Source organism: Sorangium sp. KYC3313 (assembly GCF_052075895.1).
GTDB lineage: Bacteria > Myxococcota_A > Polyangia > Polyangiales > Polyangiaceae > Sorangium > Sorangium cellulosum_B.
Window position 1 is genome coordinate 3,187,345 of record NZ_CP197255.1, and the last position, 22,437, is coordinate 3,209,781.

Below are 22,437 nucleotides of genomic sequence, written 5' to 3' on the forward strand. Positions count from 1 at the left end.
ATTCCACCCGGGGCCGGTCATGGAACAAGGCGGGGCCACCGCCCTGGTGGCGCGGTGCGTAGGCAGGTTCCCACCTCCGGCGCCACCGCTGCGCAAGCGAGCTCTGCCTTGTACAGGTGGAGCTGTGAAAAAAGTAAGCGGGCTCCGATTTCCTGACGTCCGATGCACTTTTCTCACGCTCGCGCGGTGCGCGAAACATTCCGGAAACATGAGCTTGGGTACACCAGCCTGGACCTTCGGTCGCGCGCCAGCGTCCGGGGTGAAGGGTCGCCGATCCGGCTCCGCTGGATGGGTCCCTGAGTCGTTGACAGTGGCGGGCTAGGCTCGGTGGACCGGGCTGCTCCCGTCACGGATCGGAAGCCGGGCGGTGCCCGGCACATCGATGGGAGGCCGCCGGCGGAGGTGTCCCCCCTTTACCAGCTCTGCTCCGGCGGGGCCTTTCGGGTGAGCGCCCGGGTCTTCCACCCTGGCGCGCACCCGGTCACCACAGGCGTGCGCAATGAAAAAGGTCGAGGCGATCATCAAGCCGTTCAAGCTCGACGAGGTCAAGGACGCCCTCGCCGAGGTCGGGATTCAGGGCATGACGGTGACCGAGGTAAAGGGCTTCGGTCGGACCGGCGGCAAGAAAGAGGTCTATCGAGGGTCGGCGTATGTCGTCGACTTCGTGCCGAAGGTCAAGGTCGACATCGTCGTGCCGGACAGCATGGTCAGCGACGTGATCGACGCCATCGAGAAGAGCGCCAAGACGGGTCGGATCGGCGACGGCAAGATCTTCGTCGTCCCCGTCGAGGAGGCCGTGCGGATCCGCACGGGGGAGCGCGGCGAGGACGCCATCTAGGAGGCGCGCCGCCGGCAGAGCGTCACAGGGCATTCGCGGCGGGTCACAGGCTCGCGGATCGATAGATCGACAGATCGACAACCGAGAAGCGAGCACGAGCCCGCGCACCGTCGAGTCACATACAGCGAGAGCAGCGAGTCAGCGAGGTAGAGAAGATCATGAAGGCGAAAGATGTCGTCGCGTTTGCGAAGGAAAACGACGTAAAATTTGTCGATCTCAAGTTCATCGATCTGCCCGGCATCTGGCAGCACACGACCATCCCGGCGTCCCGCCTGAACGAGGATCTCTTCGAGGAGGGGATCGGCTTCGACGGCTCGTCGGTGCGCGGATGGCAGCCGATCAACGCGAGCGACATGCTGATGACGCCCGATCCGTCGACGGCGAAGCTCGACCCGTTCCATGCCCAGAAGACGCTGAGCATGATCTGTAAGATCAGCGATCCGGTGACCGGCCAGCCCTACGGCCGCGACCCGCGCTACATCGCCCAGAAGGCCGAGAACCACCTCCGCGCGAGCGGCATCGCCGACACGTCCTACTTCGGGCCCGAGGCCGAGTTCTTCGTCTTCGACTCGGTCCGCTACGAGAGCTCGCAGCGCGGCGCCTTCTACGAGATCGACAGCGACGAAGCGGTCTGGAACTCCGGCAAGGCCGGCCCGAACCTCGGGCACAAGATCCGGTCGAAGGAGGGCTACTTCCCCGTCGCGCCGACCGACACGCTCGGCGATCTGCGCGGGCAGATGATGTCGACGCTGATCGAGACCGGCATCGCGGTCGAGGTCGGCCACCACGAGGTGGCGTCGGCCGGCCAGTGCGAGATCGGCATCAGGTTCTCGACGCTGACGTCGATGGCCGACAACCTCATGTGGTTCAAGTACGTCATCAAGAACGTCGGCCGCAAGAACGGCAAGTCGGTGACGTTCATGCCGAAGCCGCTCTTCGGCGACAACGGCAGCGGCATGCACTGCCACCAGTCGCTCTGGAAGGAGGGCAAGCCGCTCTTCGCCGGCGACGGCTATGCCGGGATGTCCGACACGGGCCTCTGGTACATCGGCGGCATCCTGAAGCACGCGAAGGCGCTCGCTGCGCTCACCAACCCGACGACGAACAGCTACCGCCGGCTCGTCCCGGGCTACGAGGCGCCCGTGAACCTCGCGTACTCGAGCCGCAACCGCTCGGCGTCGATCCGCATCCCGCTGGCCCCGGGCAACAGCCCGAAGGGCCGCCGCATCGAGGTCCGCTTCCCGGACGCGAGCTGCAATCCGTACCTCGCCTTCGCCGCCATGATGATGGCCGGCCTCGACGGCGTCCAGAACCGGATCGATCCGGGCGACCCGCTCGACAAGGACATCTACGCGCTCTCGCCCGAGGAGCTCAAGGAAGTGCCGCACATGCCGGGTTCGCTCGACGATGCCCTCGGCGCCCTCGAGCGCGACCACGAGTTCCTGCTCCGCGGCGACGTCTTCACCCGCGACATCATCAAGACCTGGCTCGACTACAAGCGCGAGCGCGAGGTCGACGCGATCCGGCTCCGCCCGGTCCCGCACGAGTTCTTCCTCTACTACGACGTCTGATCGCCCCCACCCCCGAGGGCAGCACAGGGGCCGGCGCACAAGAAAATTGCGCTGCGCCCCTCGCTGCCCAGCCTCTTCCTCGCTCGTCGTCGTGTCCGGCGGGCGCCGGTGACGCCGAGTCGAGGCGTCGCGGCATCGCAAAATCGACGGATCTCTGCGCCCGTGGAGGCGACGAGGCGGGTTATCGTCCCCTCGCGCCGCCAACTTTTGCTTCCTGCTGGAGCGCGCCGCACCGCGGTACCGCTCGTCCATGGCTCGGGTTATCCTCCGGTCCGGCTCCGGTGGGGGCGGCGTAAAGCCAGCTCCTCCTCGGTTCCCTGGTCCCGCGGTCCTCCGGTCCGCCTGTCTCCTCGGTCCCCTCAGTTCCTTCGGCTCCCTCAGCTCCCCAGCGACACCTCGGCGCAGCAGTGAACCCCGGCGATCTCATCCAGTCTCGCTACCGGCTCGTGAAGCTCCTGGGCCAAGGCGCCAGCGGGTCGGTGTGGGCCGCGAAGAACGTGCTCATCGACCGCGACGTGGCGCTCAAGGTGATGAGCCCCGAGGTGGCCGGGGACGCCGTCGCGCTCCAGCGCTTCTTCAACGAGGCGAAGGCGAGCGGGCGCCTGCGGAGCCCGAGCATCGTCGAGATCCTCGACCTCGGCCAGGCCGAGGACGGCTCTCCGTTCCTCGTGTTCGAACTGCTCGTCGGCGAGGGGCTCGACGAGTGGCTGCAGCGTGAGCACACCATCGAGCCGGAGGTGCTGGTCGAGCTCTTCCTCGGCCTCGCGCGGGCGCTCGACATGGCCCATCAGCAAGGGATCATCCACCGCGATCTGAAGCCCGCGAACATCTATGTGCATCGCAACCACCTGGGCGAGCTCGTGGGGAAGATCCTTGACTTCGGGATCAGCAAGGTCCTCGAGAAGGAGCACAACTTCTCGCTGACCCGCACCGGCTGCGTCGTCGGCTCGCCGGCGTACATGTCGCCCGAGCAGGCCGCGGGGCGCGAGGACGTGGACGCCCGCGCAGACATCTGGTCGCTGGGCGTCGTCATGTACGAGGCGTTGACCGGGACGACCCCGCATCAGGCGCCGAACTACAACGCGCTGATGGTCCGGATCCTGAGCAAGGACTGCGATCCGATCGCCGCGCGCAGGCCAGGGCTCCCGCCGCACCTCTGCCAGCTCGTCGAGGCGTGCCTCCGCCGCGAGCGCGACGAACGGATCGCCTCGGCGGACGCGCTCGCGAGGGAGCTCGAGGCCGTTCTCCGCGAGCTGCGCGCCGAGCGCTTCCGGGGACAGAAGGGGCGGCGCGCCTCGGACACCGGCCTCGGCGGCGACGTCGGCCTCGCGCCGGAGAGCGCGGCGGCGCGGGGCGGCGATGCCGCCGGGACGCTGGGGCGGCTCGTGCAGCACGGCAGGCGCCTGCCGCCGGCCATGCTCGTCGCGGCGGGCATCGGGGTGGTGCTCTGGGCGATGGCGCTCGTGCTCATCGGCAAGTACTGGGTCCGCTGAGCGCCGCGCCGCCGCAGGGCGAGCGAGCGTGGTCGGCTCGCCCGCGGCATGCGCGCCAGGTTGCTCCTTGCGGCGGTGCGCGTCGGGGCCCCATGTTGGCCCCACGTCGAGCCGTCACCCGAGCTCGAAGCGAACATTGATGGAAAGGATGCAAGTCGATGGACGACCACCAGACGCATGAAGCGCACGCCCATGTTCATGGGCAGGGATGTGGACATCAGGCGCTGCAGCATGAAGGCCACGTCGATTACCTGCACGACGGGCACCTGCATCACCCGCACGGCGATCACTTCGATGAGCACGTGCTCTCGGTCGGCAAGGAGAACCCTGACGCGTGCACGCCGGGCCATGCATGCGCCGATCACGAGGAGGCGCACACGCACGGGGCGGGCTGCGGCCATCAGGCCGTGCCTCACGGCGATCATTCCGATTACCTCGTCGGGGCGCACCTGCACCATCCGCACGGCGATCACTGCGATCACCACGGCTCGGTCCAGCTAGGGTGATCGCTGCGCCGCCCCGCGCCGGAGCTCCGGCGCGTGAGGTGGAGGCCGCGGGACGACACGCGAGGGAGACTGGCGAGCGGCGCGCGAGGGAGGCCGCGAGCGGCGTGAGGGAGAGCGGCGAGCGTGAGCTCCTGGAACGACGTTCCGGGGAGCCCGGCGTCACGCGGGCGGGGCGCCGTGGTCGTCCGGTGCGCCGCTCGCGCTGCAGCGATGTGCGTGTGCGCAGGGCGCATGCCGCTCCTCAGGCCCGGACGCACCGGTGTCGCCGGCGCCGCGCATGCCGCCGAGCCATGCGCGAGGGCCGAGCCTCATGAAGCTCGAGATCAGGAGCGCGCCGAGCGCGGCCGCGCAGACCCACGTGATCGTGGAGTGCTCCTGCGGCGCGAGGTCGTGGAGGTCCGGGATCGCCGAGAGGGGGACGAAGGCGTTCGCGACGAGGCCGAGCGCGACGGCGAAGGCGACGCTGAAGAGCGCGGAGGCGGCGGCGGCGCGCGCTCCGAACGCCCGATGCAGGGCGCCGAGCGCCGCGATGTGGGTCGCGGGCCCCGCCACGAGGAACGCGAGCGCCGCGCCGACCGGGAGCCCCTTGTGGATCATCACCGCGGCGAGCGGCGCCGCGCCTTGCGCGCACACGTGCGCGGGCACCGCGAGGAGCGCGCTCACGAGGACGTCGTCCGGCGCGCCGAGCGCGCGCGCCGCGGCCGGCGCGATGGCCGCCTCGAGGGCGGCGGCGAGCAGAAGGCCCGCGACGTACCAGGCGGCCATGTGATCGAGCGCTGGACCGACGGCCTCGGCGACGGCGGCGCGGAGCCGCGCGCCCGGCGATGCCACGGCCCCGGCGACGACGGGCGGCGCGCCGCCGGAGGGCGCGGCGCTCGATCCATTCGTCCTGGCCACTCTGGCGACGAGGAGCGCGACCAGCACGGCGAGGAGCGCGCCGCCCGCGACGCGCGCCGCGGTGAACGGCAGGCCGAGCATCCGCAGCGAGAGCAGCGCGCCGGCGGGATCGAGCGCCGGCGCGCAGAGGACGACAGCGACGACCGCGGCGACCGGCGCGCTCACGCGCGGGAGCCGCTGCATGCGCGGCGCAACGCCGCAGGCGCAGAGGGGCAGCGGCGGCCCGGACGCTGGGCCGCGGGCGGCACGGGGCAGTGCCGCGCCGCCGCGCAGCGAGCCGGTCGAGCTGTGCAGGACGCCCGGAGAGAGCGCGCGCAGGAGCCCCGCCATGGCGAGCCCGGCGAGCACGGCGGGCGCCGTCTCGATGAACAGCGGGCCGAGCGACTCGGCGAACGACAGCTCGGACGCGTGCGCGCTCGTGAAGCAGCTCTCCGGGCCGGGGAGCGCGAGCGCGACGCAGAGCCCCGAGGCGAAGGCGATCGCGCTCGCCGTCCGCGCGCGCGCCCCCCGAGGCGGCGCCTCGTGCGTGTGGACCACGAGCCGCAGGAGGACGCCGAGGCCGAACGCGATGAACACCTCGAACGACTCGTGGGGGAGGCTCTCCACGGCGCGCTGGCCGAGGAGGGCGCCGGCGACGGTGAGCAGCCCGAGGAGCCCGAGGCGCGCGGCGAGCTGCCGCCAGCCCCAGGCGGGCAGGAAGCGCGCCGCGAGCGACAGCCCCTCGGGCAGCCGGTGCACGAGGACGGCGCTCGCGAAGAGCACCCCATCCGCGCTGCTGTCGGCCGCGGCCACGGCCAGCGCGAGCCCGGCGCCGTCGAGCAGCCCGTGCACGGCGAGCGCCGAGAACGCGATCTCCCGCCCCAGCACCTCGCCGGTGTCACGCCTCCGGTGCTCCGTGAGCCCGAGCGCCGCGTACCCGAGCGCCGCCCAGAGGAGCGCCTGCGCCCCGATCTCCTCGACGACGTGCGGCAGGTGGCGCGTGAGGACGAGCGCGGGCACGAGGCCGAGCGTCAGCCCGTCGAGCGCCGACGTCGGCAGCGCCTGGCGCCGGCCGAGCGCCACGAGGAGCGGCCCCGCGGCGAGGCCGGCGATCGACAGGACGACGACGAGCGCGAGCATGGGCGCGGTGGGCTATGCCCGAGCCACGTAGCCTAATCAATATCAAATTGGTGTTGCAACCAGGATGCAGGCAGCCGTCTGTGGTCGCCGAGCGCCGCCGAGCGCCGCGTCATCCACGCGGCTCGGGGCTGCTGGTGGCCGGGGGTCGCCGGTGACCGGGGGCTGCTCCGCCGCTCAGGCTTGCACGCACCGATCGCAGCGGCCCTTGATCTGGATCTGGAGCCCCTTGCGCCGCAACGCGCGCGGCGCGCCGCGCGCCGCCTTGATTTCGATGCTCTCGTCAGGGAGGCAGAGCACATCGCCGCATGTGTCGCACATGAAGTGCGGGTGCTCGTCCGCCGCGTGCGTCCCGGTGGACTCCCGCAGCTCGAACCGCCAGAGGTGGTCGCCCATGTCGGTGCGGCGCACGAGCCCGGCGTTGGTCAAGTCGATCAGGTTCCGGTAGATGGTGGCGCGATCCCACCCTTTCGGGGCGAGCTCAGCAGCGAGCTCCGCGTGGCTGACGGGCGTCCGCGAGCGGCCGAGGCTATGCAGCACCGCGATGCGCGGCGAGGTGGCCCGCAGACCGGTCGCCCGGATCTGCTCGCGGAGCTCCTCCGCGGACTGACCTGCTTTCGTACGCGCCATGCCAAACATCTACCGTCGCCAGGAGAGTGCCGCAATCACGATGCATCGCGCCCGCCGGGCCGCGCGGCGCCCGGGTCGGCCGCGTGCCAGTGTGAGCGAGATCGCAGGATCGCCGCCGAGCCCGCCGCACCACCGCCCGCGAGAACGCAGCGTCTGCCCTCGTGCGGACCGCGTGTGCGCGTGCCCGGCGCGGCCCCGACGAGAGGGCCGGCGGCGGCGAGCGCCGACGGGGCCCCGAGCGGATGTGGCAGGCGGAGAGTTTGGATAACGTCGTGCGCTTGCCTTCGATCGTCGCTCGATCTGCACAGACCAGGCGGATGGGCGCGCGGCGCGGCGCTCCTCGGGAGAGCGCCTCGAAATCGGGGTGAGCTCCGCGGGTCCCTGATCCCGAAGGCGCGGAGGACATGGAACATGCGGAACAACCAGGTCCCCGTCATCGTCTGATCTCGAGTCGAGGGGCGCTCTCTCGGTCCGCGCCGCTCTCGACGTGTGCTCCATCATGGAGCGATCGATCCAAGTTGGAGCGATCGGCGTGTCCGTTCCACACGGGCCGCTGCGCCTCGTCATCGCCCTGCATGTCCGGGGGCCTGTCGGCGTTCGGCGAGAGAGCGCAAGACTCGTAAGACGACCAGAACGACCAGAACGACCAAGGCATGGAATCTTCCTTTGTCGTCGCGAGTGGAATCAGCTCTTTGGGAATTGAACCGATTGTGATCGCGGATATATATTCATGCTTCCTTTGCGGGGAAATGAACCAAGGAGAGTGTCCATGCGAGCTCGGACGTGTGCGGAAGTACTTGCCTTAGTCTTGATCGCTGCCTTGGGCGTCGCGTGCGGCGCCGACCCCTCGACCCCCGTGGAGGATGCGCCGGCCGTCGCTGACGTCGAGCCCGAGCAGGTCGAGGCGGCGCCGGCGCCCCTGCGGCGCGGCTGCGCGACCGCCGAGCTGAGCGACGTTGAGAAGGACGACGTCGAGCAGTTCGTCCGCAGCCAGATGGCGCTCGGGTTCTCGGTGGGCGCGACGGTCGAGATCCCCGTGCACGTCCACGTCATCAACAAGGGCACCGGCGTGTCGAACGGCGACGTGACGGACGGGATGATCGCGGAGCAGATCGACGTGCTCAACGAGGCGTACGCGAACACCCGCTTCAGCTTCACGCTGGCCTCCGTCGATCGGACGAGGAACGCGACCTGGTACACCATGTCGTCGGGCTCTTCGGCCGAGCGGCAGGCCAAGGCCGCGCTCCGCATTGGTGGGTCAGACCACCTCAATATCTACACGGCCAATCCGGGCGGCGGTCTGCTGGGCTGGGCGACGTTCCCCTCGAGCTACGCGGCCCATCCGACCGACGACGGCGTCGTCCTGCGCCATTCCACGTTACCCGGCGGCAATGCGGCGCCGTACAACGAGGGAGATACGGGTACGCATGAGGTCGGTCACTGGCTCGGCCTCTTCCACACGTTCGAAGGCGGCTGCAACAAGAGGGGTGATGGCGTCGCGGACACGGCGTCCGAGCGCAGCGCCGCGTATGGTTGCCCGCTGAGCAGGGACAGCTGCCGGGGAGGTGGGCTCGACCCGGTCCAGAACTTCATGGATTACACCGACGACTCCTGCATGGATGGGTTCACTGCAGGGCAGGCCGCTCGCATGTCGGCTCACTGGGATACGTATCGTTGATCGGTGGGTGATGGGACGGCGGGCGGCGGGCGACTCCGCCGCTCCCTGCCGGACAGGCGTCCGGCAGGGCTCGATCACATCGGCTTGATCTGGGCCCGGCGCTCGAAGCTCCGGCTCTCGGTGAGGACGCGCGGCGCGGGCTCGGCAGGCGCCGGCCCCGCGCTCGAGTCCCTCTCTCCCGGCGCCAGGCGCTGCTGGCGGCGGGTGCCGGCCTGTACGCCGAAGTACACGCCGAGGAACGTCACGACGCCCCAGCCGAGCAGGCCGACGGCGATGAGGCCGGTCTGGCGCGACGCATCGCCCCCGAGCTGGCTGATCTCCTCCATCGGCGCCGACAGCTTGCTCACCTCCTTCATCGGCTCGCGCAGCGTCGCGACCTGCTCCATCGGCTGCCTCAGCCCGGCGACGTCGCGCATCGGCGCGTCGAGGGCGGCGACGTCGCGCATCGGCGCGTTCAGGGCGGCGACGTCCGTGAGCGGGCCGCGGATGCCCACGAGGCTCTCGTTCATCGCGGCGATGGTGGCCTCCATCTCGCTCAGCCGGTCCATCGACTCCTTGAGGCGCGCGGTCTCCCGCATGCTCTGCTGCATTGCGTCCATCGACCCCTTGAGCTCGGCCAGCCGCTCCATCGCCGCCTGCATCTCGGCGAGCTTCTCCATCGGCTGACGCAGCTCGGCGAGCTGATCGATGCTCTCCTGCGAGCTCCGCAGCGTCTGATTCGAATCCTCGATCGTCGCGCGGGTGCGCCGCATCTCCTCCGTCGTTGCCTGGATGGAGCGCGTGTTCGTGTCGATCATCGTCGCCATGCCGCAGCCCGTCGACACGAGCGCGAGCAGCATCATCGGCGCAATCCGAAGGATCCTTTCGCAATGCATACCTGATCGTTGGTTCCTCGAAGGCGGCGCGTCAATGTGTGCTTGACGCGGTGCGCTGAAATATGACATAGCCGTGTCCGAGGGGTGAGGCGCTGTGGGAGATCGCGCGCGTTCGCCCGCGATCCGCTTGCGCGGCGCGCGCTCTCACGGCGCTGTGACATGTCGGTGTCGGTCCGGGGGATGTGACGCGCCGAGCGCCGGAGACCGGACGCCGGCGGTGGAAGAGGAGAGGCCGAGTGCCCAGCTGCGATGGATGCGGCGCCGCCGGCGCCGATGTCCGGAGCTACAACGCGGGTGCGGCGCGCTTCATGCCGGCGCGGCGGCGAGAGCTCCGTGGTGGCCGCGCGGGGCGGGGCGCTTTACCGCGCTGGACGGTCAGGCTGCAGGGCGCCGGCGCGGAGGGTGAGCGCGGCGAGGATGGCGAGCACGGCCGCGCCGAGCCAGGCGGGCGGGCCGAAGGCCTGCGTTCCCGCGGCGAGGGCGCCGTCGAGCCACGTGGCGTCGAGCAGGGCGCCGCGCAGACCTGCGCCCGCGAGCGCGGTGAAGCTCGCGTGGACGGCGACCGCCCCGAACACGCCGCGGCCGCGCAGGAAGAGCGCCGCGGCGAGCGCGCCGAGCGCGGTCGCGAGGGCGAAGCTCGACGGGGACGCGCCCGGCGCGAGCCCGAGCGCGGCGCCGTGCGCGAGGGCGGAGAAGACCAGCGCGGGGCGGGGCGAGAGGCCGGCGCGCGCCGCGGCGGCGAACGGGATGCCGGTGAGCAGGAGCTCGTCGCGGACAGCGAGGGCGATCGCGCGCGCCAGGGCGAAGCCGAGGCCCGCCGAGGGCGCCCCGGCCTCGACGGTCACCCACCCCAGCACCGCGGAGACGCCGAGCGTGATCAGCACGGCGAGCGCGCCGAGCGCGGCGCCGAGCCCGACGCGACGGGCGAGGCGCGCGCGGCGGCCTGGGCCCTCCGGCTCCAGCGGGTCGCTCCACTGCACGCCGGCCCGCGCCGCGACGACGTCGGCGACGACCGCGCCGGCGAGCGCCGCCGCGAGCGGGCTCGACGAGAGGAGCACGGACACGATCTGCAGGGCCGCGGCGAGGCCGATGAGCCAGGCCGCGCCGAGCGCGAGCTCCGTCAGGCGGCGCTGCGGTCCGGCGGGACCGGGCCGAGGAGGGGCCTCCTCCGTGGCGTTCAGTGGAGCGTGTGCCACTGGCCGTTGTGCTCCACCTTCGGGACGTCCGCGTCGCCGTCGACCTCGTTGCGGTGACGCGCGCCCAGCGTGGCGACGAGCTGGACCGTGGACGGGCGCGCGGGCCGGTGGCGTGCCTCCGACGCCGCACGGAGCCGGCGGCGCGGCGCGGGAGGCGGCGGCGATCTCCGGCTGCGGAGCCGCTGCACGGCCAGCCGGCCGGAGGCCAGCAGCCCGAGCGCCAGCAGCGAGCCAGCCAGCACCGGGACGAAGCCGTAGCGGCGCGCGACGTTGGCGCGCCACGCGAGCTCGATCTCGCGGCCCGTCGAGACATAGGCGGCCCCGAGCGCGGCCTCGAGCGGCACGCCGCCGCGCACCTGAGCCAGCGCGCGCACGAAGCTCTGCCGCCGCTCGTCCTCGACGAGGAAGCGGACGACGTCGGCCGCCTGCGCGTAGGGCAGCGAGACGGCCGTGTCCTCGGCGCCTGTCAGGTGCGCCTCGAGCTCGTCGAGCGGGAGGAGGCGCCCCCGGAGCGTGGCGACCGAGAGCTCCTGCGCGCGACGAGCGCCGCGGTCCCCGGCCACGTGGGCGGCGAACCCCTCGTGGAACCAGCGCGGCACCACGGCGCCGCCCGTGACCTCGTCCAGGGCGAGGTGCGCGAGCGCGTGACGGAAGGCGCCCTCGAGATCGGGCGCCTCGGCGCCGAGCCGCGGAGAGGCGCTCAGGACCGCGAGCCGCAGCGCGCCGAACGAGATCGCCGTCACGGGGCCAGCGAGGCCCCCGGGGACGAGATCGTCGAGCTCGGCGGGCACATCCGCGATCCGGACCTTCACGGGGGCGGTCAGCACGTCGCGGCCGAGCAGGGCGCCGAGCTCGGCGCGCAGGTCGCCGGCGCGGGCGATCAGCGGACGGACACGGTCGCGGGTGGACGGGTGATAGGCGAGCTCGATCCAGCCGAGATCCTCGGTGTGGTACGCCGGCGGCGGCGGCGGCACGGGAAGATCGGCGCTGCCGTCGCGCGACGCGGCGGGCGCGTCGTAGACGCGGGGCGCGGCGCCGGCGAGCCGCGCGGGCGCGGCGATGATCGCGACGCAGAGGAGCGCGGCGAGCCTCAGCCCGAACCCCGCTGGGCTGCGCCGGGAGGAGCGCGTCATGGCGCGATCCGGCCCCGCAGGTGCACGGTGTCGCCGTCATCGCCGCCCGTCTGGGCCAGCACCAGAACGACGATCCCGGTCGCGACGACGCCCGCGAGCGGCCCCCAGAACCAGGGGGAGCTCCACGTCGAGCGCCGCTCCGGGGGCTCCGGCGAGCTGACGCCGCCGCCCGCGGACCTCGGCGCCGCCTGGGCGACGTCGGCGCGAGGTCCGCGAGGTCCCGAGGCGCCGCGCGGCGATGAGGCGGGCGCGGGCGGCGGCGTCGCGGCGCGGCCCGCCGCGCCTCCGCTCTGTTCGTCTCCGGCGAGCAGCGCGCGCACGGCCGCGCCCGCGCCCGGCCAGCCGAAGATCGCCCCGGCGGGGGCGGCCGCGCCGTCCGCGGTCCGCTGGACCGTTGCGCCGAGCTCGAGCGGCGCGTAACTCGCGCCCGCGACCCGGAGCACGCGCGCCACGGGGTGGCCGTGCGCCGTGCTCACCGCGACGACGAGCGCCGCGCCTGCGCCCGCGCCGAGCGACGCGAGCAGCCCGCGCGCGACCGGCTCGGACTCGGCGCGCCCGGCGGAGCGGCGCACCTCCGCGAGCTCCTTCACGGCGGCCGGCGCGTCCGGGTGCGGCGGATCGCCGGCGAGCACCTGCGCCGTCGCCTCGTCGATGGGCGGGCGGAGCGCGGGGTCGCCGTAGATCGCGCGGGCGAGCGAGCGAGCCGCCTCGGCGCTCGCGTCGTCCACCGCCACCACGACGGCGCCGCGCAGGGCCGACCGTGCGGCGGGCGTGTCCGGCGCGCCGCGCGCCGCCGGCGCCGCGCTGCCCGCGTCCGGAGCCGCCGCGGCGGCGCCGTCTCGAGGCGGCTCCTGGGCCTGCGCGGGCGCCGCCGTCAGGCCGAGCGCCATCGCGACGAGGCCCGGGGCAACCGGCGGACAGCGGGACATGCATTTACGGTACGGAGGCCGCGGGCGAGCGTCAAACGGCGCGCGGCGCGGCGTCACGTCACAGCCAGCCGTGCTCGCGGTACCAGGCGACCGCGCGGCGCGTCCCCTCCGCCCAGCTCACCTCGGGCGCCCAGCCGAGCTCCCGGCGGGCGTCGCTCGAGTCGCAGACCCAGTGCGACGCGGAGAGCTCGTTCAGCTTGTCGCGCGTGAGCATCACGGCCTTGCCGGTGAGGCGGCCGAGCCCCTCGCTCGCGAGCGCGGCGCCGCGCACGAGCGAGAACGGGACGCCGAGACGGACGAGCGCCCGCGCGCCGAGCGCCGCCTCCACGTCCGCCAGCATGTCGCGCCACACATACACGCTTCCGTCGTCGATGAAGTAGGCGCGGCCGCTCGGCACGTCGCTCTCGATCGCCCGGATGCACGCGGCGGCCGCGTCGGAGGCGTAGATGACGCTGAGCGTGTTCCTGCCGTCGCCGAGCATCGGGAGGAAGCGGCGCGCGACGCTCTGGAAGAACGCGAACGACTCCTGGTCGCGCGGGCCGTAGATCATCGGGGGGCGCACGACGACCACGGGCAACGCGCCCTTCTCGGCGAGCACCAGCCGCTCGGCCTCGAGCTTCGAGCGCCCGTAGCGCGTCACCGGGGCCGGGCGCGCGTCGGCGGCGATGGGGCGCCCGTCCAGGCTCGGGCCGATGGCGGCGAGGCTCGAGACGAACACGAACCGCCGTATCGCCCCCGCCGGCGCCGCCTTCGCCGCGTCGAGCAGGTTGCGCGTGCCGCCGACGTTGACCCGGAAGAACTCCGCCTCGTCGCGCGCCTTGACCAGCCCGGCCGAGTGCACGATCGCGTCGACGCCCGGGGGGCCGACGACTGCGCGGCGGACGCTCTCCGCGTCCTCGACGGCGCCGTACGCGAGCTCGACCCCGCGCAGCGACGACAGGAACCTCGTGTCCGACGAGCGCCGCACCAGGGCGACGACGCTGTGCCCCTGCTGCACGAGCTGCTCGGCGACGTGCGAGCCGAGGAACCCGCTCGCGCCCGTGACCAGCACCCTCATCGATCCGCTACTCCTTTCCGGCCCCGGCGCACGCGTCCATCACAGCGCCCGCTCGTAGACGCGGTACTTCTTGTGGATCCGGCCGCCCATCAGCCGGATGCCCGCGTTGATGGCGGCGTTGTCCTCCAGCGTCCACCCCAGCTCGCCGCCCTCCATGCCGAGCAGATGCGCCGCGCGGTTCATCTCGACGTAGAGGAAGGCGCTGAGCCCGGCGTAGCGCCGCACGTGGCGCCACTTCTTGCGGATGCCGAGCACGACGAGGCGCCCGCGCTTCGGGCCGCGCACGCGCAGCCGCCACAGCAGCTTGAAGATGCCGCCAGGGAGGAGCTTGCCGTGGAAGTCCTTGATCAGCTGGTTGAGGTCGGGCAGCCCGAGCGACACGGCGGCCGGCTCGCCGTCGATGAACGTGATCTTGGTGAGCTCGGGCATCAGGATGAGCCGCACGTCCTTCGCCCACTTGACGAGCTCCTTCTCGGTCATCGGGACGAAGCCCCAGTTGTCGCTCCAGGCGTCGTTGTAGACGTCCATGAGGATCCGGATGTCGCGGAGCAGGTTCTTCGGATCGCCGCAGCGCGTGTGCACCTCCGGCATCGCCAGGACCTCGGCGTGGGCCCTCTGCGCCCGGGCGGGGACGTTGCCGACCTCGTAGCCCCACGCGTAGAGGTCCTTCACCTTCTCGAGCCCCGCCTGCTCGATGAGCCGGCCCTGGTACGGCCGGTGGTAGGGCATCATCATCACCGGCGGGAGCTCGAAGCCCTCGATGAGGCAGCCGATCTCCTCGTTGGTCGAGAGCGAGTAGGGGCCCCGCATGCGCTTCATCCCGCGCGCGCGCAGCCAGCCCGCGGCCTCGGCGAGCAGCGCCCCGGCCGTCTCGGCGTCGTCGATCGTGTCGATGAACCCGAACGAGCCGGTCTCGTCGCGGTGGACCCGGAGGTGCTCGTGATCGACCTGCGCGGTGATCCGGCCCGCTGGCCGGCCGTCCTTGTACGCCACCCACGCCGTCCCCTCGGCGTGCTCGAAGAACGGGTTCTTCTTCTTGTCGAGCCGATCGGAGATGTCCAAGTCGAGCGGGCGGATATAGTTGGGCTCACCTTCGTAGACGGTGTCGACCACGTTCAGGAAGTCCTTCAGGACCTTCTTGTCGCCCTTCCGGAGCTCGCGGATCTCGATAGCCATAGGGCCTGAGCCCGTACCTTCCGAGACGCGGCGCTGCAAGGGGCTCGCACCGACGTGGTCTCGGCCCCGAGCGCCGCGCGCCGCGCTGATCGCCGGACGCCACGCGCCGCGTTGATCACACGACGCCGCGCGCGTGAAGCCGGTAAGCTCTCGCGGAGGGCCTGTCCGGCCCCCGGCAACTCAGGTGGACGCAGCATGATGACCCCGAAGGAGTTCCAGAGGCAGTTCAAGCGGCTGCTGATGAGCCGCGTGGAGGGCATGGACTGGGAAGACAAGCTCGCCCGGGTCCGCCAGTACCTGCGCCAGCTCGAGGCGCGCCAGAGCCCGGAGGAGGAGTCGGCCGAGCTCTCGCCGTCGCTGGAGCTCATCCCGTTCGAGCCCGGCAAGCGGCCTGTCGACGAGGCGCTCTATCCGGGGCACGGGTGCAGCGAGCGCGTCGGCTGCATCAACACCTCCGGCGACCCGTCGGAGCTCGGCGACGAGGTGTGGCTGCTCTACCGGCTGCGCGATATCTACGCGTTCGTCGCCCCCTTCGAGCGCCCGTTCGAGGTGACCATGTCGGCGTGGTTCCTCCCCGCGAGCCCCGGAGACGGCGATCCGTGCCCGGTGCCCGGCCTCGTGGACCGGCCGCTCAGCCCGCAGATCGTCTCGACGTCGTCCTACCCCGTCCCGATGCTCGAGCCGGCCCCGTGGAACTCGTTCCATCAGACGGTCTACGTCGCCACCATCGCGCCGGCGCGGCAGCTCGTGCCGCACCCCCCGGGCGAGGAGACCGGCGGCGGCTATGCCTGGAGCGACCTGCCCGAGTCGTTCCGGCGGCGCGTCACCGACGGCTTCGAGCCGTTCACGTTCGCGAGCCTGTTCCGGCAGCAGCTCCGGGTCGAGATCAGGCTGAGCGAGGCGGGCAGGACGGTCGCCTCCGAGTCGACGGACATCGAGATCTTCGACACCGGCCGCTTCGGCTCGCTCTACGCGCGCCTGCTCGACCGGCTCGTCAAGGCGGACACGGAGATCCAGCAGCGGGCGCTCGGGATCGACGATCTCCACGTCGGCTATCACCCGTGGTTCCCCGTGCTGACCATCGGCATGGACAAGGCGCTCCTGTACCTCCGGGCCATCCATCAGGACCTCGAGCAGCACCGGCGCAACCTCCCCGACCCCCGCTGGCTGCTCCGGGTGGGCCTCTACCTCGAGCTGCTCACGTGCCTCGGCATCTTCGAGGCCGTGAAGCACGACTACCCGGACATGCTCTCGCCGGGGGAGCGCGAGGCCTTCGAGGAGGGCGCGGCGTTCGCGCCGATCCGCGCGTCGATCGACGTCGCGGCGTGGGCGCAGGTCTGGGACATGCGGCACATCGCGCCGCGCGCGGCCGGCTTCTTCGCGGCCGGGCCCGTGAGCCTGACGAACCTGATGCGCAAGCAGAAGGCCACGCTCGCCTTCCTGCACGCCCACCACGCGGACCTGCAGAAGGCGATCGAGCTCGCCGGTCCCAACCTGTGGAACGCGCAGGAGACGTGGCACCGGGTGTTCCGCGACGCGGAGCGGGCCGTGCTCAAGAACAACGCGCTCGCGTTCCCGGAGCTCGCGCACCTCGATCCGCGGTGGCGCGACTTCGCGCTCTGGCACCAGCGGGGGGACATGCGGCTGTTCGGGCTCAGCCTGATGCCCGAGGCGCTGACGGGGCTCTTCGGCGACCAGGACGGCATCTTCCCCGCGGCGTGCCGGCAGTACCGGAAGTCGATGAACGACGTCGCCCGGTGGGCCGCCGAGCGGAACCTCATGGATTACACGGGCGACGAGTGCATCCCGCGGAACGCGAGCCTGCTCGAGGCGTACATGGAGAAGAACCCGTCGCACCTCGCCGCGCTGCAGCGGCGCGACGGCCACGGGGCCGCGCCGTCGATCGAGCTGGAGGAGCCGAGCAAGGCGGCGCGGGAGGCGAGCGCCGAGGACCTCATGGTGCTGCTCCGGCGGACGCCGGTCTTCAAGCCGCTGCTCGATCGCGAGCTCCGCAAGCTCGCCACGAAGGCGCGCCGGATCGAGTACGGGCCGCTCGACCGGATCGTGCTGCAGGGGCAGCGGGACTCGTCGATGTTCGTCGTCGCGTCCGGCGCCGTCGAGGTCCTGGTGCGGCACCCCGACGGGCAGGACGCGACGGTCGCCGCGCTCGAGAAGGGCGCCGTCTTCGGGGAGTTCGCGCTGCTCACGGGCGAGGAGCGCACCGCGACGGTGCGCGCCGTCGACGAGGTGGTGCTCTACCAGATCACGAAGGAGGCCCTGCAGCCGATCATCGAGGCGCGCCCGCAGCTCGTGATCGAGCTGAGCTTGCTCATGGCGTCGCGCCAGGCCCACCTGCGCGACGCGGCCGAGCGCTACCTCGAGGCCGAGGAGAAGGTGCGGAGCCTCGCCGGGCGCATCCGGCGGTTCGTCCTCGGCTGAGCGCGCTCGGCCCTCCGTGGCCGGCCTCGCGCTCGGCCCTTCGCGGCCGGCCGGCGTCGCTCGGCCCCCTCGCGCTCAGCCCTTCAGGAGCCACGCGACGGCGTCGGCCTCCGCGGTGAAGAACGAGTACTCGGGCAGCCCCATGGCGGCCGACAGGCGAGAGATCTGCATCTTCGAGAGCGCGCTGTTCACGAGGTTCGCCGCCTTGCGCATGCCGTGCTCGACGGCGTAGGCCATGGTCTGCTCGACGTACGGGCTCACCTCGGGCTTCTGCGGGGGGAAGTCCGCGATGTCGGCGAGCACGTACCAGGGCTTCCCGAGGTTGAGCAGCGTCGATGCCTTCTGGCGGAAGTCGTCGAGGTACGCCTTGCCCTCGTCGATGTCCCAGAACCCCCACACCTTCACGTGGAGGACCCCCGTCGACGTGTCGGGCCTGACGTTGAAGCGCCGCTGCGGGGCGCGCTCGCGCCTCGACGTGAGCTCGGATCTCCTCGGCGGCTCGCTCCCGGAGAGGCCCGTCCGGCCCGGCGGGTCCAGGGGGGGCGGCGTCCGGGGTCGGGTCTCCGCGAACTTCGAGGCGGCCGACGCCGCGGGCGGCGCGGAAGAAAACGAGGGTGGGACGGAGCGCGAGGGCGGATTGGGTGCCGACGGCGTAACAGAGCGCGAGGGCGGGCTCGGGTAGGAGGCCGGACCGGGGCGTGAGGGAGGCGTCTTCGACGACAGCTCCGGCACCGTGACGGTCGGCACCTCGGCGAAGCCCCTCGCCGTGCCGGGCTTCGAGGGCAGCGTCGGGTCGGTCGGGCTCGGGTTCGCGCTCGGCGCGGGCGCCGCCGGCTCCGGCAGGAGGACGACGCGCGAGACCCGCGGGAGGGCGACGTCGAGCGCGGCGGCGAGCGCGCTGACCGCGACGGACGCGCGCTCGAAGCGGTCCTCGGCCTTGAGCGCCGTCGCCTTGAGGAACCAGCCGTCGAACTCCTTCGGCAGCGCCACCGAGGACCGCCGCGCCGCGCGCGCGCTGGGCGCCTCCATCGCGCCGCGCAGGAGCTCCCCCGCGAGCATGTACGGGGACGCGGTCGCCTCGGCCTCCTGGGCCCAGTACGACTCGCCGACGAGGAGCGCGTACGCGACGTGCCCGAGCGCGTAGATGTCGGCGCGCGGGCCGACGTTGCGCTCGGCGCGGATCTGCTCCGGCGCCATGTACACGGGCGTGCCGAGCATCTGCCGCGTCAGCGTGGAGGCGTTGTGCTGCTCGATGACCTTGGCGATCCCGAAGTCGAGGATCTTCACGCACGGCGAGCCGTCGTCGCGGACGGTGACGAACAGGTTGTCCGGCTTGAGGTCGCGGTGGACGATGCTCGCCGCGTGCGTCTTGTCGAGCGCGAGCGCGGCCTGGAACAGGTAGAGCGCGACGTCCTCGGCGAGGAGGGCGCCGCGCTTCTTGACGAGGCTGCCGAGCTCCTCGCCGCGGAGCAGCTCCATGACGAGGAACGGGGTGCCGGTCTCGTCGTCGACCCCGGCGTCCGAGGTCCTGACGATGTGGTCGCTCTCGATGACGCCGGTGATGCGGGCCTCGAGGGCGAAGCGGGCGCGCAGCTCCTCGCTGTCGAGCAGGCTGGGCAGCATCACCTTGAGCGCGCGGCGCGTCGCGGTGACGTCGTCCATCACCTCGTAGACGGCGCCCATCCCGCCCGCCTTGATGACGCGCAGCACCTGGTAACGGTTGCGAAACCGCGTATTCGGCTGCAACAGGCCGGGCGAGGAGCTCATCCTGCGGCCCTCGGTTCAGGCATGGTTTGCACCACGCTACCAGCGCCGCTTCCCGCGTCGCAAGGCGGTCGGGTGAGGAACGTGCTCAGCGCAGGATCGCGCCTCCGCCCGTAGGCCCACCTCCGGATCGATCGGCGTGGTCGAGGTGCGGCTCCAGCGCGCTCCAGAGCGAGCGGACGTCCTGGAAGCGCTCCTCGGGGGCCACGGCCAGCGCCCGCGCGACCCACGCGTCCACCTCGGGGAGCAGGTCGGGCCGGAAGGCGTGCAAGCTCGGCCGCGGGCCGCGGGCGGCGGCGAGCAGGATGTCGACCCGGCTCGCGCCGGCGAACGGCACGCGCCCCGCGAGCGCGCGGAAGAGCACCGCGCCGAGCGAGTAGATGTCGATCCGGTGGTCGATCTCCTGGGGCCGGCCCTTCCATACCTCGGGCGCGATGTAGCTGGGCGAGCCGGGGATCGTGCCCTCGCGGGTGAGGGGGTCGGCCTGCATGACCTTGACGAGACCGAAATCGAGCAAGCGCACGCGCCCCCGCGCCGCTGCCCCGGCGCGGGCCGGCGCGCTCCCGCGGTGAGGGGAGGTGGAGGAAGGGACGCCCGTGTCGTGGTCGAGGACGAAGATGTTCGCGGGCTTCAGATCGCGGTGGACGATGCCGCGCGCGTGCGCGGCGTCGAGGGTGTCGACGATCGGGCGGAACAGCTCGCGGATCTCGTCGAGCGGGAGCCGCTGGTTCCGCGCCTCCAGCTGGCGCAGCGCCGTCTCGAGATCGCTGCCCTTCAGGAACTCCATGACGATGTAGAGGGTGCCGTCGGGCACCTCGCTGAACGCGAAGACGTGCGTCGCGCTGGTGCCGGCCAGCTCGCCCATGGCGCGGGCCTCGCGCCGCAGGCGGGCTTTCAGGGCGGGATCGCCGGCGAACTCGGGCCGCAGGCACTTGACGGCGACGTGCGCGCCGGTTTCCTGGTCCAGGGCGCGGTAGACCACGCCGTGGCCTCCCTGACCGACCACCTCGAGCAGCGTGTACCGGCCGTCGATCACGTCGTCGATGTCGTGGTCCATCGGCAAGCCCTCGGTGCGTGAGCGCGCTGCGTCAGCGTGCCGCACAGCGAGCCCAGGTTGTAGCCGCTTCGGCGCGCTGGCGGTAGGGACCGGTTGGGCGCCGCCCTGACTCGCCGGCCGGGGGCGGACCGGTGGCGGAGAGGGGCGGCGGGCGCGGGCGCCCGGGGACGCGGCCCGCGGGAAGGCGCCTGCGGGGGGAAGAGGCCTGGGCGAGCGAGCCTGTGGCGAAGCGCGCTGGGAGGAAGCGCGACCCTTCTCGGGAAAGGGAACGCGCCGAGGGGGAAAGCGAATGCGACAGGGACGTCACGGATCGGGTTCAGGCGGTATCCTAGAGCGACAAACGGGTTGAAACCCCGAGGAAAAGCAGGAATTTCACAGGGAGGCGAGGAGACGGGGAGCGAGAGACGGCGAGAAGGAGAGATTTTTTTTTCTTCCTCCCCGCCTCCCCGCCTCCCTGTGAAATTCTCCGGGTTTCAACATGATTGGTGTTCTAGGAGTGACGGAAATGGCCTGATGAGCGATCCCACGCATCATGACGCAGCGACGAATTTGGTTGGTTTGCCGCCCCTGAGATCCCGTGTAGAGTGGCGCCCATCCTCCTATGAGATCCGTCCGACAGAACAGCGACCTTCCCCGGGTGAACGGCGCGCTGCCGGTCACGCTCGACGCGCAGCCAGCCAGGCCCGGCGCACAGGGACAGGAGCTGGAGGAGGAGGCGTGGACGTATGAGGTCGCTCACCACGACTCGCCGTCGGATCTCACGCACGTTGTCGGGGAGAACCTTAGGCGGTTGCGCACGCGGCGCGGCCTCTCGCTGGAGCGGCTCTCGAAGATCTCCGGCGTGAGCCGTGCGATGCTCGGCCAGGTCGAGCTCGGCCGCAGCGCGCCCACGATCAACGTCGTCTGGAAGATCGCCCGCGCGCTCAGCGTGCCGTTCTCGGCGCTCGTCAGCGATCGCTCGGCGAGCGGCCCGATGCTGCTGCGCGGGGATCGCGCGAAGCGGCTGACATCGCACGACGGCAAGTTCACCTCGCGCGCGCTCTTCCCGTTCGATGCGCCGCGAACGGTCGAGTTTTACGAGCTCTGCCTGGCCCCGCTCGGCGTCGAGAAGGCCGATCCCCACCCGCCCGGGACGACCGAGAACATCGTGGTCTGTCAGGGGACCGTTGAAATCAGCGTCGACGGACAGCGGTTTCTGCTCGCGACGGGCGATGCGCTCGTGTTCCAGGCGGATGTCCCGCACGTCTACCGCAACCCGGCGAACGTCGACTCGCTGATGTACCTGGTGATGACGTATTCGCTGCAGGCGCCCTGAGGCGGGGCGCGTTCCTCGCCGAGGAACGGGGGAGGGGCGGAGCAGCGCGAGGACGCCGGTGAGCGCCGACGCTCCGCTGCTCCGAGGCGGTCCGCGGCCGCGCTACTTGGTCATGGCGGGGGTGCACATCATCATGGGCATCCCGCCGCACATCATCATCATGGGCATCCCGGCCGACATCATCTTCGTCATGGCCTCGCAGCGCTCCTTCAGCGTGTCCATCGACATGCCCTCGGGCGGCATCATCTTGCAGATCATTCCGTCCTTGGTCATCTCACACGACATCTTGCACGTCATGGGCATGCCCATGCTCATCATGCCGGGCATCATGCCCATCATGCCGGGCATCATGGGCATGCCCATGCCCATCATGCCGGGCATCATGCCCATCATGGGCGTCATGGGCATGCCCATCATGCCGGGCATCATGGGCATGCCCATGCCCATCATGCCGGGCATCATGGGCATGCCCATCATGCCGGGCATCATGGATGCGCCGGCGGCCATCTCCGGCGTCGACATCATGGGGTACATCGCCTGCGGCATCATGGGCATCTGCATTGCAGTGGTCATGGGGGCTCCTGTCGTCAGCGCTCGTTGCTTCCGGGGAGCCGTTCTAGCTGGTCGGCGTGCCGTCGCAACGCGTTGACACGGGCGCCTGTCGCTTTGCTCCAGTCTAGCGGAGGCGCCTCCACGGCGTTGGAGGCGCCGGCGCCCCGGGCGGACGAGCAGCCATGATAGCGACGGCCGCTCCGACAGGAGATAGC

The 22,437-nt window shown here is 71.7% G+C and carries 18 protein-coding genes; 8 read left to right on the top strand and 10 right to left on the bottom strand.

Features of this window, described 5'->3' with window-relative positions:
* Positions 1-499 precede the first annotated feature (499 nt).
* From ACSRUE_RS12560 to ACSRUE_RS12575, 4 genes are all read left to right on the top strand, one after another.
* On the top strand, positions 500-838 hold the full coding sequence (locus ACSRUE_RS12560; RefSeq protein WP_012239819.1) for a P-II family nitrogen regulator: 339 nt from the start codon (positions 500-502) through the stop codon (positions 836-838).
* Between the two features lie 158 nt (positions 839-996).
* Entirely contained in the window at positions 997-2,409 is a 1,413-nt protein-coding gene (gene glnA / locus ACSRUE_RS12565) for a type I glutamate--ammonia ligase (RefSeq protein WP_441291185.1), read from the top strand.
* Positions 2,410-2,816: 407 nt separating this feature from the next.
* On the top strand, positions 2,817-3,902 hold the full coding sequence (locus tag ACSRUE_RS12570; RefSeq protein ID WP_441291186.1) for a serine/threonine-protein kinase: 1,086 nt from the start codon (positions 2,817-2,819) through the stop codon (positions 3,900-3,902).
* 158 nt (positions 3,903-4,060) lie between these two features.
* Positions 4,061-4,408, top strand: a complete 348-nt coding sequence (locus ACSRUE_RS12575) for a hypothetical protein (RefSeq protein ID WP_441291187.1) — start codon at positions 4,061-4,063, stop codon at positions 4,406-4,408.
* 159 nt (positions 4,409-4,567) lie between these two features.
* Here the strand turns inward: ACSRUE_RS12575 and ACSRUE_RS12580 are convergent, their stop codons facing one another.
* Entirely contained in the window at positions 4,568-6,424 is a 1,857-nt protein-coding gene (locus ACSRUE_RS12580) for a permease (RefSeq protein WP_441291188.1), read from the bottom strand.
* 174 nt (positions 6,425-6,598) lie between these two features.
* Positions 6,599-7,051 carry a Fur family transcriptional regulator gene (locus ACSRUE_RS12585; protein WP_437764384.1) on the bottom strand — a complete coding sequence of 151 codons (453 nt, stop codon included), beginning with the start codon at positions 7,049-7,051 and terminating at the stop codon, positions 6,599-6,601.
* A gap of 769 nt (positions 7,052-7,820) precedes the next feature.
* Here ACSRUE_RS12585 and ACSRUE_RS12590 point away from each other — a divergent pair.
* Entirely contained in the window at positions 7,821-8,729 is a 909-nt protein-coding gene (locus ACSRUE_RS12590; protein WP_441291189.1) for a zinc metalloprotease, read from the top strand.
* Between the two features lie 74 nt (positions 8,730-8,803).
* Here ACSRUE_RS12590 and ACSRUE_RS12595 read toward each other — a convergent pair whose 3' ends face one another.
* The 6 genes from ACSRUE_RS12595 to ACSRUE_RS12620 form a co-directional block, all read right to left on the bottom strand.
* Positions 8,804-9,571: a hypothetical protein gene (locus ACSRUE_RS12595; protein ID WP_437764386.1), complete on the bottom strand. Its 768-nt coding sequence runs from the start codon at positions 9,569-9,571 to the stop codon at positions 8,804-8,806.
* Positions 9,572-9,963: 392 nt separating this feature from the next.
* Positions 9,964-10,800 carry a CPBP family glutamic-type intramembrane protease gene (locus tag ACSRUE_RS12600; protein WP_441291190.1) on the bottom strand — a complete coding sequence of 279 codons (837 nt, stop codon included), beginning with the start codon at positions 10,798-10,800 and terminating at the stop codon, positions 9,964-9,966.
* Positions 10,782-11,933, bottom strand: coding sequence for a peptidase MA family metallohydrolase (locus ACSRUE_RS12605; RefSeq protein WP_441291191.1), 1,152 nt, complete (start codon positions 11,931-11,933; stop codon positions 10,782-10,784). The genes ACSRUE_RS12600 and ACSRUE_RS12605 overlap by 19 nt, the downstream gene beginning before the upstream one ends.
* Positions 11,930-12,862, bottom strand: a complete 933-nt coding sequence (locus ACSRUE_RS12610; protein ID WP_441291192.1) for a hypothetical protein — start codon at positions 12,860-12,862, stop codon at positions 11,930-11,932. The genes ACSRUE_RS12605 and ACSRUE_RS12610 overlap by 4 nt, the downstream gene beginning before the upstream one ends.
* Positions 12,863-12,920: 58 nt before the next feature.
* Positions 12,921-13,919 (bottom strand): NAD-dependent epimerase/dehydratase family protein, encoded by a 999-nt coding sequence (locus tag ACSRUE_RS12615; protein ID WP_441291193.1) that lies wholly within the window; start codon positions 13,917-13,919, stop codon positions 12,921-12,923.
* A 39-nt stretch (positions 13,920-13,958) separates the two neighbouring features.
* Entirely contained in the window at positions 13,959-15,095 is a 1,137-nt protein-coding gene (locus ACSRUE_RS12620; RefSeq protein ID WP_441291194.1) for a hypothetical protein, read from the bottom strand.
* A gap of 195 nt (positions 15,096-15,290) precedes the next feature.
* Here ACSRUE_RS12620 and ACSRUE_RS12625 point away from each other — a divergent pair, with 195 nt between their 5' ends.
* On the top strand, positions 15,291-17,534 hold the full coding sequence (locus tag ACSRUE_RS12625) for a cyclic nucleotide-binding domain-containing protein (protein ID WP_441291195.1): 2,244 nt from the start codon (positions 15,291-15,293) through the stop codon (positions 17,532-17,534).
* 75 nt (positions 17,535-17,609) lie between these two features.
* On the opposite strand, the gene ACSRUE_RS12630 is transcribed toward ACSRUE_RS12625, so the two are convergent.
* Positions 17,610-19,301 (bottom strand): serine/threonine protein kinase, encoded by a 1,692-nt coding sequence (locus ACSRUE_RS12630; protein WP_441291196.1) that lies wholly within the window; start codon positions 19,299-19,301, stop codon positions 17,610-17,612.
* A gap of 85 nt (positions 19,302-19,386) precedes the next feature.
* Entirely contained in the window at positions 19,387-20,355 is a 969-nt protein-coding gene (locus ACSRUE_RS12635) for a serine/threonine-protein kinase (protein WP_441291197.1), read from the bottom strand.
* Positions 20,356-20,956: 601 nt separating this feature from the next.
* Here ACSRUE_RS12635 and ACSRUE_RS12640 point away from each other — a divergent pair.
* Together ACSRUE_RS12640 and ACSRUE_RS12645 are read left to right on the top strand one after the other, a co-directional pair.
* The gene (locus tag ACSRUE_RS12640) at positions 20,957-21,670 is read left to right on the top strand and encodes a helix-turn-helix domain-containing protein (RefSeq protein WP_437764395.1); all 714 of its coding nucleotides are present in this window, start codon (positions 20,957-20,959) and stop codon (positions 21,668-21,670) included.
* A 58-nt stretch (positions 21,671-21,728) separates the two neighbouring features.
* Positions 21,729-22,319 (top strand): hypothetical protein, encoded by a 591-nt coding sequence (locus ACSRUE_RS12645; RefSeq protein ID WP_441291198.1) that lies wholly within the window; start codon positions 21,729-21,731, stop codon positions 22,317-22,319.
* The last annotated feature ends 118 nt before the right edge of the window (positions 22,320-22,437 follow it).

Excerpts from the sequence above, each read along its gene's own strand:
- ACSRUE_RS12615 (WP_441291193.1), bottom strand. The coding sequence starts at position 13,919 with ATGAGGGTGCTGGTCACGGGCGCGAGCGGGTTCCTCGGCTCGCACGTC.
- glnA (WP_441291185.1), top strand. The coding sequence starts at position 997 with ATGAAGGCGAAAGATGTCGTCGCGTTTGCGAAGGAAAACGACGTAAAA.
- ACSRUE_RS12605 (WP_441291191.1), bottom strand. The coding sequence starts at position 11,933 with ATGACGCGCTCCTCCCGGCGCAGCCCAGCGGGGTTCGGGCTGAGGCTC.
- ACSRUE_RS12580 (WP_441291188.1), bottom strand. The coding sequence starts at position 6,424 with ATGCTCGCGCTCGTCGTCGTCCTGTCGATCGCCGGCCTCGCCGCGGGG.
- ACSRUE_RS12620 (WP_441291194.1), bottom strand. The coding sequence starts at position 15,095 with ATGGCTATCGAGATCCGCGAGCTCCGGAAGGGCGACAAGAAGGTCCTG.
- ACSRUE_RS12630 (WP_441291196.1), bottom strand. The coding sequence starts at position 19,301 with ATGAGCTCCTCGCCCGGCCTGTTGCAGCCGAATACGCGGTTTCGCAAC.
- ACSRUE_RS12560 (WP_012239819.1), top strand. The coding sequence starts at position 500 with ATGAAAAAGGTCGAGGCGATCATCAAGCCGTTCAAGCTCGACGAGGTC.
- ACSRUE_RS12575 (WP_441291187.1), top strand. The coding sequence starts at position 4,061 with ATGGACGACCACCAGACGCATGAAGCGCACGCCCATGTTCATGGGCAG.
- ACSRUE_RS12590 (WP_441291189.1), top strand. The coding sequence starts at position 7,821 with ATGCGAGCTCGGACGTGTGCGGAAGTACTTGCCTTAGTCTTGATCGCT.
- ACSRUE_RS12610 (WP_441291192.1), bottom strand. The coding sequence starts at position 12,862 with ATGTCCCGCTGTCCGCCGGTTGCCCCGGGCCTCGTCGCGATGGCGCTC.
- ACSRUE_RS12595 (WP_437764386.1), bottom strand. The coding sequence starts at position 9,571 with ATGATGCTGCTCGCGCTCGTGTCGACGGGCTGCGGCATGGCGACGATG.
- ACSRUE_RS12640 (WP_437764395.1), top strand. The coding sequence starts at position 20,957 with ATGAGATCCGTCCGACAGAACAGCGACCTTCCCCGGGTGAACGGCGCG.
- ACSRUE_RS12625 (WP_441291195.1), top strand. The coding sequence starts at position 15,291 with ATGATGACCCCGAAGGAGTTCCAGAGGCAGTTCAAGCGGCTGCTGATG.
- ACSRUE_RS12585 (WP_437764384.1), bottom strand. The coding sequence starts at position 7,051 with ATGGCGCGTACGAAAGCAGGTCAGTCCGCGGAGGAGCTCCGCGAGCAG.
- ACSRUE_RS12635 (WP_441291197.1), bottom strand. The coding sequence starts at position 20,355 with ATGGACCACGACATCGACGACGTGATCGACGGCCGGTACACGCTGCTC.